This is a genomic window from Burkholderia anthina, from assembly GCF_001547525.1.
Taxonomy (GTDB): Bacteria; Pseudomonadota; Gammaproteobacteria; order Burkholderiales; family Burkholderiaceae; genus Burkholderia; species Burkholderia semiarida.
Genome location: NZ_CM003768.1, coordinates 1,742,871 through 1,757,134, shown reverse-complemented (window position 1 = coordinate 1,757,134; position 14,264 = coordinate 1,742,871). Strand labels below are relative to the sequence as shown.

Genomic DNA, 14,264 nt, shown 5'->3' with positions numbered 1-14,264 from the left:
CGTCCGCCATCGGCCGCGTGCCCGGCTCACGCCGGGCGCGCAAAAACGAACACCCCGCCTCGGCGGGGTGTTTGCTTATGGAGCGGCCGAACGGGCCGCCCGGTCGCGGCGCGGGCTCTCAGCCCTGCTTGTTGCCGCCGAACATGCCGGCGAGCTGCGTGAGCGTGCCGAGCACGTTCGACGTGTCGACCTGGCCGCTGGCCGGCACTTCGCCGTTCGGCGTCGCGCCGTTGACGACGTGCGGCAGCACCTGCGCGAGGATCGACGAGGCCTGCGCGGGATCGATGCCGACCTTGCTCGCGAGCGAGCCGACGACGTCCGAGCCGAGCACGTTCTGCAGCGTATCCGGCGAGATCGGCTGGTTTTCGCCGGTGCCGACCCACGAACCGATGATCTCGCCGGCGCCGCCGGCCTTGAACTTCTCGATCAGCCCGTTCAGGCCGCCCGGCTGGTTGTTGATGAATTCGAGCGCGGTCGTGATCAGCGCGCTTTGCGAGTTGCCGCCGGCCTGGCCGCCGATCAGACCGCCGACGATGTCGAGGAGACCCATGGTTCTTCACCTTCACTGAAAAGGGCGCCGTGACGACGGCGCCCGTTGAACGAATGCCGCGCGCACGCCGTCGCGCGCGCGGCGCACATCAGGCGCCCGACGCCGCGGCGGCGGAGGCTGCCTTGTCCTTCTTGCTCTTCTTCTTCGAACCCTTCGCGGCCTTCGTGGACGACGCGGCCGCCGGTGCGCTCGCACCCGCGTCCGCGGATGCCGCTGCCGCCGCTGCCGCCTTTTCCTTCTTCGATGCGCGCTTGGTCTTGGCCGGCTTGGCGGCTGCTTCCGGTGCGCTCGCCGCCGGCGCGGGGGCCGTGGTCGTCGTGCCGGCCGTCGCGGTCGTGGACGTCGATGCGGTGCCTGCCGACGTCGTGGTCGATGGGGGCGCCGACGTCGTCGCGGCCGGCTTCGACGGCTTCACGCCCTTCGGCGGCGTCGACGAGCCGCCGATCGTCAGGCCGTTTTCCTCGAGATGCCCGACCGACTTCGTGCCGAGACCCTTCACGCGGTTCGCGAGATCGTCGGCGTCCTTGAACGGGCCGTTCTTGGTGCGTTCGTCGATGATCGCCTTCGACTTCACGGGCCCGAGACCCTTCACGGATTCGAGCGCGGCCTGGTCGGCCGTGTTGACATCGACGGCCGCGGCAAGGCCGGCGGCGAGCGACAGCGACAGCGCGACGAACAGCATCAGCAGCTTTTTCAGCATGGCAAGGGCTCCCTGGTTCTGACGGATGAATGGTTGTTGCAACGGACGGCGGCCCACGAGCTGGCCGGGCGTCGCCGTTAAGCATAGGACAAATGCGTGCCCTTTTTGAGACAGGCTGATCGCATCTTGCTGAAGGCTTGCGGTGCTGTAAAGGCCGAAAGCGGTCGCGGCGGGCGATTTTGACCATTCTTTACGGTGTCGCAGGGGGATCGCGGGCGAACGCCGCACTGGCAGTCAGACAATGCTTGACTTAGAGTGAACTCTAACTCCTAACCTTGTTCCTGCCATGTCGAAAACCGTATCCCAACCCTCCGCCGCCGGTCCGCTGACGATCGGGCAAGTCGCCGAACTGACGGGCGTGTCGACGCACACGTTGCGGTATTACGAGCAGGCCGGCCTGCTGCGCGCGATTTCGCGCACGGCGGCCGGGCACCGGCTCTATGCGCCGGCCGACCTTGACTGGCTGGCCTTCGTGATGCGCCTGAAGGCGACCGGCATGCCGATCGCGCAGATGCAGGCGTTCGCGGTGCTGCGCGAGCAGGGCGAGTCGACGTTCCGCGCGCGGCGCGACTTGCTGGTCGCGCATCGCGACGCGGTGCACGCGCATATCGCGGAGCTGCAGGCGAGCCTCGATGCGATCGGCGCCAAGATCGCGTACTACGAGGCGCAGGAACGGGAAACGGAACGACGGGCGAATCTTTCTCACTCTTTATCGGAACAGGACGGACAAGATGGAACGACTCGTTGAGGATCGCTACACGCGCGGCTGGAACAAGCTCAAGGAAATCGACGGCGAAGCGGGCGAACGCGTGATCGCGGCACTTGCGCCGATCGCGCCGGATTTCGCGCGGCTCCTGGTCGAATTCAGCTTCGGCGACATCTACAGCCGGCCGCAGCTCGACCTGAAGGCGCGCGAAATCGCGACGATCGCCGCGCTGGCCGCGCTCGGCAACGCGCAGCCGCAACTGAAGGTGCATATCGAGGCCGCGCTGAACGTCGGCTGCACGCGCGACGAGATCGTCGAGGTGTTCATGCAGATGGCCGTGTATGCGGGGATGCCGGCCGCGCTCAACGCGCTGTTCGCCGCGCACGAGGTGTTCAAGCGGCGCGACGAAGCGGCCGGCGGGGCAGACCACGCGAACGAAGCGGCCAGGCATCCCGCATGACGGCGCGCGTCACGCGCGGTGCGGCGCGACGATCCGGTGCTTCGCGATGCGCCGGTACAGCGTCGCGCGCGACATGCCGAGCGCGCGGGCGGCCGCGTCGGGCCGCCAGCGATGCGCGGTGAGCGCGGCGACGATGCGCCCGCGTTCGTCGTCGGGCAGCACGCCCGCCGGGGTGCCGCCGAGCTGCGCGGCGAGTTCGGCCGGCAGGTCGTGCCGCGTCACGCGCGCGGCGTCGCACACCGCGCACGCATAGCGCAGCACGTTGCGCAGTTGCCGCACGTTGCCCGGCCACGGGTAGGCCGCGAGCTGTTCGGCGAGCGTCGCATCGAGCGTCAGCACGTGGCCGGTCGCCTGCGCTTCCTCGGCGAACACGGCGGCGATCACGTCGCGCACGTCCGCGCGCTCGCGCAGCGGCGGCAGCTCGAACGTCGCGCCGCTCAACCGGTAGTACAGATCCTCGCGGAACGTGCCGTCGGCCACCATCCGCGCAAGATCGCGGTGCGTCGCGCAGATCACGTCGAGATCGACGCGCACCGGCGTATCGCTGCCGAGCGGCACGACCTCGCCGTCGGCCAGCACGCGCAGCAGGCGCGTCTGCAGCGCGAGCGGCATGTCGCCGATTTCATCGAGAAACAGCGTGCCGCCGTCGGCGAGCGCGATCTTGCCGCGCGCGCCGTGCTTGCGTGCGCCGGTGAACGCGCCGGCCGCATAGCCGAACAGTTCGCTCTCGATCAGCGCTTCCGGCAGCGCGCCGCAGTTCACGGCGACGAACGGCCGCGCGCGCCGCGCGCCGGCGTCGTGGATCGCGCGGGCGAACACTTCCTTGCCCGCGCCGGTTTCGCCGAGCACGAGGATCGGCAGCCGCTTGCTCGCGACGCGCAGCGCGAGTTCGGCCTGTTGCGCGATGCGCGCATCGCTGCTGTGCAGGAACGGCGTCAGCGCGCCGACGTGACGCGGCGCGGCGGTGCCCGGGCGGCGCGATGCCGTGGCGGCCCGGGCCGCGCCCGGTTCGCGGCCGGCGCGGCGTAGCGGCGCGCGCAGCCGCGCGTAGAGCGGGGCGCCGGTCGCGCGCAGCCGCAGCGCGACGATCGCGTCGAGCCGCGCCGCGTCGCGCAGCGGCATCTCGGTCGCATCGAAGATCTCGTCGATATGGCGCGGCTCGCGCAGCGCCGGCAGCGCGTCGCGCGCGTGCCGGTTCGCGGCGACGATGTTGCCGCATTCGTCGAACGCGATCAGCCACTCGGGCTGCGCCTCGACGTAGTGACGGTTCGGATGCCCGAACAATATCCAGTGCTGCGCGGTGCTGTGCACGAAGTAGCCGTCCTCGATCAGCGCCGCGCTTTGCCGCACGAGCTGGTAGACGAGGCGCTGGCTGTCGCGGCCGTCGGGCGAATGCACGGCCGACGCGTCGAGCACGCCGATCAGATCGCCGCCCGGCGAGAAGATCGGCGCCGCGCTGCACGTGAGCGTCGTGAACGCCGCGCGAAAGTGATCGGTCTTGTGCACGGTGATCGGCGCGAGATCGGTCAGCACGCTCGCGACGCCGCAGGTTCCTTCCTCGCTTTCCGACCAGCACGAGCCGATGTGCAGCCCCGCATGACGAAAGTCGTTGCGGCGCTCGCGGTCGATCCGGTAGTCGATCGTCACGCCGTGCGCGTCGGTCAGCATCACGCAGTAGTCGGCGACGCGGATCATGTCATGCAGCCGCGTCAGGCACTGGCCCGACGCGCGCAGGAAGGCCTCTTCCTTGTCGCGCACTTCGCGCAGCTCGGCCGCGGTCAGCACGCGCGGGCCGATCGACGAAGCGGGGTCGAGACGATAGCGCTCCAGCGATCGCTGCCACGAAGACACGAGGCGCGCGGAATCGGCCGGCGCGGGCAGGCGCCCGGCGAGCGCGCCGAGTATGCGGTCGGCGTGCTGGGCCTGGGGGACGGCGTAGGGCATGGTCGGCTCCGGGTACGGCGGGGATGTCGCTGTTCTTGTAGCACATCCGGTCCGGCGGATCACACTGCATTGCAGCACGCGGCGCGCGTGAGACGGTCGTCTCACCGGTATCCGATGCGTCTCGCGCGATTGAGACGGCCGCCCGCGCGCGGCGCGACGGTCGTCAGGCCGGGCGTCGCGCGCGCGGCGCCGCGCGAACGCAGGGTTTGCGGGCGGAACGCCGCGCATGCGCGCGCGCCGCGACGATCGCGTCGCCGTATCGACGGCATGAGACGTGCCGGCGAATTCGACGCGCGCCGCGCCGTCACGACCGCGCATTGCGAACCCGCGCATGCCCGCCGCGCCAGCGCGGACGCGGGTTTCGCGGGCATCGCGTGCACGATGGCACGCCGCTTGCAGAGATGACGGGCAAGCCGGCGATCGCGTCGGCGACGACGATCCGCCGCCCGTCGAAGGCAGCGGACGAAACAGGCGAGGGCGGCGCACGCAATACGCCGGCCCTGCCGACTGGATGGAGACAAACCCGTGACGACGCCCGTTACCGTCGGCGTGATCGCGAACCCCGCATCGGGGCGCGACATCCGCCGCCTCACGACGCATGCATCCGTGTTTCCGACCGCGGAGAAGGCGAACATGATCGTGCGCCTGCTGGCCGGCCTCGGCGCGATGGGCGTCGAGCGCGTGCTGACGCTGCGCGACCGCACGGGCATCGCGACGCTGCTGCTGCGCGCGGTCGACACGCATCGCGCGGTCGCGCCGCACGAGCGCTGGCCCCAGGTCGAATTCGTCGACCTGCCGATCACCGATAGCGTCGCCGACACGCAGGCCGGCGCCGCCTATCTGCATCGGATGGAAGTGTCGCTGATCGTCGTGCTCGGCGGCGACGGCACCCATCGCGCGGTGGCCGCGCATTGCGGTGCGACGCCGCTCGTCGCGCTGTCCACCGGCACCAACAACGCGTTTCCCGAACATCGCGAGGCGACCGTCGCCGGCGTCGCCGCGGGGCTCGTCGCGACCGGCGCCGTGCCGGCCGAGGTCGCGTTCGTGCGCAACAAGCGGCTCGTCGTGCGCTGCGTCGCGGGCGCGCAGCCCGGGCGCGAGGAGATCGCGCTCGTCGATGTGTGCGCCGCGCGGCAGCGCTTCGTCGGCGCGCGCGCGATCTCCGGCTCGGACGACATCGACACGCTCTATCTGACGTTCGCGGAACCGGACGGCATCGGCCTGTCCGCGCTCGGCGGCGCGTGGGCGCCGCTCGAACGCAGCGCGCCGCACGGGCTCGCGATGCGCTTCGCGGATGCCGGCAAGACGGCCGGCACGCCGCTCGTCGCGCCGATCGCGCCGGGGCGCGTCGACCGCGTCGTGATGCGCAGTTGCGAGCGGCTCGAGCCGGGCGCGTGGCACGCGATTCCGTTCGAGCACGGCACGCTCGCGTTCGACGGCGAGCGCGAAATCGAGGTCGCGCGCGGCGATCGCTACGAGATCGCACTCGACTGGCGCGGACCGTTGACGGTCGACGTCGGCCGCACGCTGCGCTACGCGTCGTCACGGCAACTGCTGCGCGATGCCGGTGCGCGGCACGACTGATACACCGGCTTCACGAAGACGTTTCGACATCCATCACGATCATCAAGGAGACATCGCCATGACAGCCCCTCTCGAAGGACAGGTCGCCATCGTCACGGGCGGCGCGCGCGGCATTGGCCGCGGCATCGCGCTGACGCTCGCCGGCGCCGGTGCCGACATCCTGCTGGCCGACCTGCTCGACGACGCGCTCGACGCGACCGCCGGCGAGGTGCGCGCGCTCGGCCGCCGCGCGGCGATCGCGAAGGTCGACGTCACGCAGGCCGCGCAGGTCGACGCGATGGTCGCGCAGGCGCTCGCCGACCTCGGCGGGCTCGACATCCTCGTGAACTGCGCGGGCGTGATCAGCATCCGTCCGGTTGCCGAACTGACCGAGCGCGACTGGGATTTCGTGATGGACGTGAACGCAAAGGGCACGTTCCTCGGCTGCCGCGCGGCGCTCGCGCATCTGAAGGCGCAGCGGCGCGGCCGGATCATCAACGTCGCGTCGATCGCGGGCAAGGAAGGCTTCCCGAATCTCGCGCACTACAGCGCATCGAAATTCGCGGTCGTCGGTTTCACCAACGCGCTGGCGAAGGAGCTCGCGCGCGACGGCGTGACCGTCAACGCGATCTGCCCCGGCATCGTCCGTACCTACATGTGGGACCGGCTGTCCGACGAATGGAAGACCGACGGCGAATCGGTCGAGGAGTCGTGGCAGCGGCACCAGTTGACGCTGATTCCGCAGGGCCGCGCGCAGACGCCGGAAGACATGGGCCGGCTCGCGCTGTTCTTCGCGACGATGGACAACGTGACGGGCCAGGCCGTGAACGTCGACGGCGGCTTCACGTTTCACTGACGGCCGCAGGCCGTGCAATCCGCCGCCACGGCATGGCCGGGGCGGCATTCGCAGTCAGACCTACCCAGGAGACACACATGACCGCTTCGACACAGCTCGGCAGGGACAAGCTGCTGGACGCCTATCGGCTGATGCGCACGATCCGCGAATTCGAGGAACGCCTGCACGTCGAATTCGCGACCGGCGAGATACCCGGTTTCGTTCACCTGTACGCGGGCGAGGAGGCGTCCGCCGTCGGCACGATGCTGCACCTCGGCCTCGACGACTACGTGGCCACCACGCACCGCGGCCACGGCCATTGCATCGCGAAGGGCGTCGACGTGCACGGGATGATGGCCGAGATCTACGGCAAGAAGACAGGCGTCTGCCACGGCAAGGGCGGCTCGATGCACATCGCCGACCTGTCGATGGGGATGCTCGGCGCGAACGGGATCGTCGGCGCGGGCGGACCGCTCGTGTGCGGCGCGGCGCTCGCGGCCAAGTACAGGAAAACCGGCGGCGTCGGCGTGTGCTTCTTCGGCGACGGCGCGTCGAACCAGGGCGTGATCTTCGAATCGATGAACCTCGCGTCGGTGTGGCGGCTGCCCGCGATCTTCGTCGCCGAAAACAACGGCTATGCGGAAGCGACGTCGTCGAGCTGGTCGGTCGCGACCGACAACATCGCCGATCGGGCGAACGGGTTCGGGATGCCGGGCGTGATCGTCGACGGCTTCGACTTCTTCGCGGTGCACGAGGCGCTCGGCGAAGCCGTCGACCGCGCGCGCAACGGCGGCGGCCCGACGCTCGTCGAGGTGAAGTTCACGCGCTATTTCGGCCACTTCGAGGGCGATGCGCAAACCTATCGCGCGCCGGGCGAAGTGCAGAAGCTGCGCGACGAGAAGGACTGCCTGAAGCATTTCGAAACGCGCGTCGTGCGCGCCGAAGCGCTGACGACGGCCGACCTGCGCGCGGTGGACGCCCAGGTGAAGGCGCTGATCGACGACGCGGTCGCGCAGGCGAAGGCGGCGCCGCTGCCGGATGCCGCCGACCTGCTCGCCGACGTCTACGTGTCGTATCCGTGAACCCGGGCCTGACCGAGCAGCCGGCACGGCGAACCGAACATTTCAGGAGACAGACATGGCAAGGAAGATTACCTATTCGCAGGCGATCAACGAGGCGCTCGCGCAGGAAATGGCGCGCGACGACAGCGTGATCGTGATGGGCGAGGACAACGCGGGCGGCGCGGGCGCGCCCGGCGAGGACGACGCATGGGGCGGCGTGCTCGGCGTGACGAAGGGGCTGTTCCACAAGTTTCCGGGCCGCGTGCTCGATACGCCGCTGTCGGAGGGCGGCTACATCGGCGCGGCGGTCGGCGCTGCCGCGTGCGGGATGCGGCCCGTCGCGGAACTGATGTTCATCGATTTCATGGGCGTGTGTTTCGACCAGATCTTCAACCAGGCGGCGAAATTCCGCTACATGTTCGGCGGCAAGGCCGTGACGCCGGTCGTGATCCGCGCGATGTACGGCGCCGGCCTGCGCGCGGCCGCGCAGCACTCGCAGATGCTCACGTCGCTGTTCACGCACATCCCGGGGCTGAAGGTCGTGTGCCCGTCGACGCCGTACGACGCGAAGGGGCTCCTGATCCAGGCGATCCGCGACAACGATCCCGTGATCTTCCTCGAACACAAGCTGCTCTATACGCGTGAGGGCGACGTACCGGAGGAATCCTATGCGATTCCGTTCGGCGAGGCGAACGTGCTGCGCGACGGCGACGACGCGACGATCGTCACGTACGGCCGGATGGTGCATCTGGCGATGGACGCGGCCGCGACGCTCGCGAAGGACGGCATCCAGTGCGACGTGATCGACCTGCGCACGACGTCGCCGCTCGACGAGGAAACGATTCTCGAAAGCGCGACGCGCACGGGGCGCGTGGTGGTGGTCGACGAAGCGAACCCGCGCTGCTCGATCGCGACCGACATCGCCGCGCTCGTCGCGCAGCGCGCGTTCCGCTCGCTCAAGGCGCCGATCGAGCTCGTCACCGCGCCGCATACGCCCGCGCCGTTCGCCGGCGTGCTCGAAGACCTGTATATCCCGTCCGCCGATGCGATTGCGCGGGCGATCCTGAAGACGAGGAGCTGACACGATGTCGATTCACATGATCACGATGCCCAAGTGGGGGCTGTCGATGGAGCAGGGGCAGGTCAATGGCTGGCTGAAGGCGATCGGCGAACGCGTGGCGAAAGGCGACGAGGTGCTCGACGTCGAGACCGACAAGATCTCGTCGGGCGTCGAATGCGCGTTCGACGGCACGCTGCGCCGACAGATCGCGCAGGAGGGCGAGACGCTGCCCGTCGGCGCGCTGCTCGGCGTGGTCGCGGCCGCCGACACGAGCGACGCCGACATCGATGCGGCGATCGCCGACTTCCAGCGCGATTTCGTGCCGAGCGCGGCGTCCGACGAGGCGGCCGGCCCGCAGCCGGAGAAGGCGCGGATCGGCGGACGCACGATCCGCTTCCTGAAGCTCGGCGACGGTTCGGGCACGCCGGCCGTGCTGATCCACGGCTTCGGCGGCGACCTGAACAACTGGCTGTTCAACCATGCGGAACTCGCCGCGCACCGGCCGGTGTGGGCGCTCGATCTGCCCGGCCACGGCGAGTCGGAGAAGGCCGTCGAGACCGGCAGTCTCGACGAACTGGCCGACGCGGTGCTTGCGCTGCTCGATGCGCAGCACATCGAGCGTGCGCACCTGATCGGCCATTCGATGGGCGGCGCGGTGGCGATGACGTTGGCCGACAGCGCGCCGGCGCGCGTGGCGTCGCTCACGCTCATCGCGAGCGCGGGGCTCGGCGCCGACATCAACCGTGCATACATCGACGGCTTCGTCGCCGGCAATAGCCGCAACACGCTGAAGCCGCACCTCGGCGCGCTGTTCGCGGACGACGCGCTGGTCACGCGGCAGCTCGTCGAGGATCTCGTCAAGTACAAGCGGCTCGAAGGCGTGCAGGCCGCGCTGGAGAAGATCGCGGACGCCGCGTTCGACGGCGCGGCGCAGCGGCGCGTATTCCGCGACCGGCTCGCGACGCTTGCGCCGCGCACGCTCGTGATCTGGGGCGAGCGCGACCAGGTGATTCCCGCGCGGCACGCGCAGGGCTTGCCGGACGGCGTGCGCGCCGAGGTGATCGCCGGCGGCGGGCACATGGTGCAGATGGAGGCGGCCGCCGACGTGAACCGCCTGATCGTCGCGTTCCTCGGAGACTGACGATGGCCGCCGCGCTCGAACGACCCAGCCTCACGGCGCTCGGCCAGCCCGGCGCGAGAAGTCGCGACAAGCTCGCGCGCATTCCGGTGCGCGTCGAGCCCGCGGCCGGCGCGGCGCTGCCGAAGCCGCCGTGGCTGCGCGCGCGGCCGATGATGAGCGCGGCGGTGGCCGACATGGCCGCCGTGCTGCGCGAGCATCGGCTGCATTCCGTCTGCGAGGAGGCGATGTGCCCGAACATCGGCGAATGCTTCGCGCAGCGTACCGCGACCTTCATGATCATGGGCGGGCTGTGTACGCGGCGTTGCCCGTTCTGCGACGTCGCGCACGGCCGTCCCGAGCCGCTCGATCCCGACGAGCCCGCGCGGCTGGCCGACGCGGCGGCGGCGCTCGGGTTGCGCTACGTCGTGATCACGTCGGTCGACCGCGACGATCTGCGCGACGGCGGCGCCGCGCATTTCGCCGCGTGCATCGCGGCGGTGCGCGCGAGCGTGCCGGGCATCGGCGTCGAGGTGCTGACGCCGGACTTCCGCGGCCGCACGGCACGGGCGCTCGACGCGCTGTCGTCGGCGTGGCCCGACGTGTTCAACCACAACATCGAGACGGTGCCGTCGCTGTATCGGGCGGCGCGGCCGGGCGCCGACTATCGCGGCTCGCTCGAACTGCTCGCGCAGGCGAAGGCCGCGCGGCCGACGCTCGTGACGAAATCGGGATTGATGCTCGGGCTCGGCGAGCGCGACGACGAGGTGCGCGACACGCTGCGCGACCTGCGCGCGCACGAGGTCGACGTGCTGACGCTCGGCCAGTATCTGGCGCCGTCGGCGCACCATTTGCCCGTGCGGCGCCACGTGAGCCCGGAGGCCTTCGCCGCGTGGCGCGACGAGGCGCTTGCGCTCGGTTTCAGGGAAGTGGTCGCCGGCCCGCTCGTGCGGTCCTCCTATCACGCAGCCGACGTGCTGGAGGGCGCGTAGCGCGCGTCGCGTCAGGCAGTGGCGGCGTGCGCGCGGCCGATGCGGCGCAGGTACAGCACGAGCCCCGCGCCCGCCAGCAGCAGGCTGACCGTGTTCGCGAACCAGAAGCCGCGCGCGCCGGTCAGCCACGCGGGCGCGATCCCGCCGACGTCGAAGCCGAGCAGGTAGCCGCCGCTGAGTCCGACGCCCCACAGCGCGACCGCATAGATCACGGTCGGCACGACCGCCACCTTGTACGCGCGCAGCACGAACGCCGACGTGACCTGCAGCGCATCGAACACGTGGTAGCACGCGACGATCGCGACGAGCGGCATCGCGGCCGCGGCGACGGCCGGGTTCGGCGTGTAGCCGCCGATGATCAGCGGGCGCAGCGCGAACACGAGCACGCCGTAGGCAGCCGCCACGCCGCACGCGAACATCACGCTGTGCCGGCCGAGCAGCCGGGCTTCCTCGGCGTGCCCGGCGCCGAGCGCGCGCGCGACCAGCGTCGACGCCGCCACGCCGATCGACAGCGGCGTCATGTACAGCACCGCGCCGATGTTGCCGGCGATCTGGTGGCCGGCGAGCGTCGTCGTGCCGAACTGCGCGATGAACAGCGCCATGCACGTGTACGACGTGACCTCGATCAGATACGACAGGCCCATCGGCACGCCGAGCTTCAGGATCGCCTTCTGGCGTGCCCAGACGGGCCAGCAGAAGCGGGAGAAGATCGCGAGCGGCGCGAACACGTCGAGCTTCGCGAGCAGCGTGTAGCCGATCAGCGCGAGCGCCCAGTTGATCAGCGTGCTCGCGAGCCCGCAGCCGGGGCCGCCGAGCGCCGGCACGCCGAAGCCGCCGAAGATGAACCAGACGTTCAGCGGAAACTTGAGCAGCAGCGCGCCGATCTGCAGGATCATCGCGAGCCGGGGCTTGCCGGCCGCGTTGGTCAGCGCGTTGTAGATGCGGAACACGAGGCTCGCGGGCAGCCCGTACGACAGGATGCGCAGGTAGTCGACGGTGCGCTCGTGCAGCGCGGCGGGCGCATGCGCGATGCGCAACAGCGGCTCGGGAAAATGCAGCAGCAGGAAGCCGGGAATCGCGAGCAGCAGCGCGAGCCACAGCGCCTGGCGCACTTCCTCGCCGATTTCCGCATAGCGCCGCGCGCCGTACAGTTGCCCGGTGATCGGCTGCAGCGCGGACAGGATGCCGGTTAGACCGATATAGATCGATACGTAGATCGACGAGCCGAGCCCGAGCGCGGCGAGATCGACGGCCGAGTAGCGGCCGACCATCGCGGTGTCGATCACGCCGAACGCGATGATCGCGAGCTGGCCGACTAGCACCGGCCACGCGAGACCGACGATCCGGCGGATGTCGCCGAACATCGTCAATCGGCCGCCCGGCGGCGCGGCGGACGCCGCTTGACGGGCGTCTTCGGCCGTTCGATGCGCTCGTACAGGCGGAAGCGCTCGTCGCGGTCGGCGACGCGGCGGCCTTCCCAGACGAGACGCCACACGTATTGCGACATCGCGCTCGGCTCGCCGAAGTCAGCGCGGTCCTGGCGCAGGATCACGTCGCAGTCGCCGGAGAAATCGAAGTGCATGTCGCCGAAGTACGCGAAGGTCGCGATCTGCGCGTCGCCGAGCCGCACCGGCGAGATGCATTCGTAGTCGGACGGCAGGTGCACGGCGATCTGTTGCGCGACGTCGCGATAGGTCCGGCCGTAGTTGACGATCGGCAGCCACAGCGTCATCAGCAGCACCCACATCAGCGTCGTGCCCGCGCCCGACAGCACGACGCTGCGCCACAGCACCTTCGGCTGCCGCGACACGCGCCAGCGCACGATGAAGCACCAGCACACGGTGACGATCACCGCGCAGATGAACGACAGGATATTGAAATGCGGCTCGTAGCCGGGCACGAGACGCGCGAGGTTGCGCGCGAGCGGATGCGGGAAGCCGGTGAGCGATGCGAGCCACACCAGCCACACGAAGGTGCCGAGGATCGTGAAGCTCAGTACGGCAAACCAGTCGATCGCGTTGATCGCGCCGCGCTTGAGGGTCGGCAGCGCAAACGTCGCCAGCACCGCGAGCGGCGGCAGCAGCAGCATGTACATGCGGTTCGACTGCTGGCTTTGCAGGATCACGAGCGCGACGAGCGGCACGGCCACCGACAGCGGAATCGCGATGTGCGCGCGACGGCGCATGCCGGCCCAGCTCCACCACGCCCAGATCGCGAGCGGCCAGGCGGGCCACGTGAACAGCGGCAGGTTCTTCGCCGCATAGCCGAGCACGGCCGTCGGCGGGCCCGAAAAGCGCATCAGGCTGCCGTGGATCCACTGGTTGAAGAACCATGCGGCGTCGTCCGGCGCCGCGACGAAGGCGGCGATCGGCCACAGCGCGAAGATCGCGGCCGCGAGCGGCAGGCCGACCAGCGGCAGGCGCAGGTTGCGCATCTCGGGCGTGACGAGCCACAGCGCGGCCGTGCCCGCGAGCAGCGCGACGACCAGCACCGGGTTGCCGGACAGCGCGACGAGGCCCATCGCGAGGCCCCACCACAGTGCGCCTTGCAGCGGCTTGTCGATGCCGCGCACGATCCCGTACACGAGCATCGCGATCCACGCGAATTGCGCGAGTTGCGGCGTCGTTTCATGCCCGCGTTCCGCGAGGCCGAAGCAGGCGACGAGCACCAGCAGCGCGCCGTCCGCGAGCGTGCGGCCGTAGTCGCGCGGCTCGGGCTCGCCGCCGAATGCGTATTTGAACGGTTGAACCTCGGCGCGCCGGCCGAGCAGGTAGGCCGCGTACCAGACGAACGCGCACGCGGCGCAGAACAGCACGCCGGTATCGACGCGCGACGCGTTGCTTGCGTCGACCCACGGGCCGAGGCCGCGGATCGACAGTGCGCCGAGCCAGTAGCCGAGCGGCCCGTCGGTCGTGATGAACTTGCCGACCAGGTTCGGCAGCAGCCAGTCGTGCCAGCCGCCCTTGGCCATCGTCCACATCACGCCGAAGCCCGCCGCGTCCTCGTTTTTCCACGGGTCGCGGCCGAACAGGCCGAACGCCGCGTAGACGAGGCAGAGCGTGAGCAGCAGCCAGCGCGGCAGCGCACGCGTGGCGGAGGCGGTGAGACGGACGACAGGCTTCATGCAGATGAGCGATTTGTTATGGGCGGGCGGCCGGCGCGGCTGCGCGCGGTCGAGCCGGTTTCGAGCATCCGGCATTGTAGTCGCGCCCGCTGTTGTGCGTCAGGTCGTTGCCCGGGCGCCGGGCGGCGCCTTTCCGGGCGGGCAGAGACAAA

Annotated in this window: 13 protein-coding genes; 8 read left to right on the top strand and 5 right to left on the bottom strand. The window is 70.2% G+C overall.

Annotated elements, in window-relative coordinates; all coding sequences use genetic code 11:
- Positions 1-118: 118 nt before the first annotated feature.
- Both WS64_RS08070 and WS64_RS08065 read right to left on the bottom strand, forming a co-directional pair.
- Complete coding sequence (locus tag WS64_RS08070) at positions 119-550, bottom strand: YidB family protein (RefSeq protein ID WP_059585284.1); 432 nt, start codon at positions 548-550, stop codon at positions 119-121.
- A gap of 88 nt (positions 551-638) precedes the next feature.
- Positions 639-1,250 carry a ComEA family DNA-binding protein gene (locus WS64_RS08065; RefSeq protein WP_059645671.1) on the bottom strand — a complete coding sequence of 204 codons (612 nt, stop codon included), beginning with the start codon at positions 1,248-1,250 and terminating at the stop codon, positions 639-641.
- A gap of 286 nt (positions 1,251-1,536) precedes the next feature.
- Between WS64_RS08065 and WS64_RS08060 the strand changes: the two genes are divergently transcribed.
- Positions 1,537-1,998, top strand: a complete 462-nt coding sequence (locus WS64_RS08060) for a MerR family transcriptional regulator (RefSeq protein WP_060966200.1) — start codon at positions 1,537-1,539, stop codon at positions 1,996-1,998.
- A complete protein-coding gene (locus WS64_RS08055; protein WP_060966199.1) occupies positions 1,982-2,416 on the top strand; it encodes a carboxymuconolactone decarboxylase family protein in 435 nt (144 codons plus the stop codon). Before WS64_RS08060 ends, WS64_RS08055 begins: the two co-directional genes overlap by 17 nt.
- A 9-nt stretch (positions 2,417-2,425) precedes the next feature.
- On the opposite strand, the gene WS64_RS08050 is transcribed toward WS64_RS08055, so the two are convergent.
- Complete coding sequence (locus WS64_RS08050; protein WP_060966198.1) at positions 2,426-4,360, bottom strand: sigma-54-dependent Fis family transcriptional regulator; 1,935 nt, start codon at positions 4,358-4,360, stop codon at positions 2,426-2,428.
- A gap of 525 nt (positions 4,361-4,885) precedes the next feature.
- Between WS64_RS08050 and WS64_RS08040 the strand changes: the two genes are divergently transcribed.
- The 6 genes from WS64_RS08040 (at position 4,886) to lipA (ending at position 10,988) form a co-directional block, all read left to right on the top strand.
- Entirely contained in the window at positions 4,886-5,944 is a 1,059-nt protein-coding gene (locus WS64_RS08040) for an ATP-NAD kinase family protein (RefSeq protein ID WP_060966196.1), read from the top strand.
- A gap of 58 nt (positions 5,945-6,002) precedes the next feature.
- On the top strand, positions 6,003-6,779 hold the full coding sequence (locus WS64_RS08035) for an SDR family NAD(P)-dependent oxidoreductase (RefSeq protein ID WP_060966195.1): 777 nt from the start codon (positions 6,003-6,005) through the stop codon (positions 6,777-6,779).
- A gap of 77 nt (positions 6,780-6,856) precedes the next feature.
- On the top strand, positions 6,857-7,840 hold the full coding sequence (locus WS64_RS08030; protein WP_059645684.1) for a thiamine pyrophosphate-dependent dehydrogenase E1 component subunit alpha: 984 nt from the start codon (positions 6,857-6,859) through the stop codon (positions 7,838-7,840).
- Positions 7,841-7,895: 55 nt separating this feature from the next.
- Positions 7,896-8,900 (top strand): alpha-ketoacid dehydrogenase subunit beta, encoded by a 1,005-nt coding sequence (locus WS64_RS08025; protein WP_060966194.1) that lies wholly within the window; start codon positions 7,896-7,898, stop codon positions 8,898-8,900.
- Positions 8,901-8,904: 4 nt separating this feature from the next.
- Entirely contained in the window at positions 8,905-10,020 is a 1,116-nt protein-coding gene (locus WS64_RS08020; protein ID WP_060966193.1) for an acetoin dehydrogenase dihydrolipoyllysine-residue acetyltransferase subunit, read from the top strand.
- A 2-nt stretch (positions 10,021-10,022) separates the two neighbouring features.
- The gene (gene lipA, locus WS64_RS08015) at positions 10,023-10,988 is read left to right on the top strand and encodes a lipoyl synthase (protein ID WP_060966192.1); all 966 of its coding nucleotides are present in this window, start codon (positions 10,023-10,025) and stop codon (positions 10,986-10,988) included.
- Positions 10,989-10,999: 11 nt separating this feature from the next.
- Here the strand turns inward: lipA and WS64_RS08010 are convergent, their stop codons facing one another.
- Together WS64_RS08010 and WS64_RS08005 are read right to left on the bottom strand one after the other, a co-directional pair.
- A complete protein-coding gene (locus WS64_RS08010; RefSeq protein WP_060966191.1) occupies positions 11,000-12,352 on the bottom strand; it encodes an MATE family efflux transporter in 1,353 nt (450 codons plus the stop codon).
- Positions 12,353-12,354: 2 nt separating this feature from the next.
- Positions 12,355-14,187, bottom strand: coding sequence for an ArnT family glycosyltransferase (locus WS64_RS08005; RefSeq protein WP_155720405.1), 1,833 nt, complete (start codon positions 14,185-14,187; stop codon positions 12,355-12,357).
- Positions 14,188-14,264 lie beyond the last annotated feature (77 nt).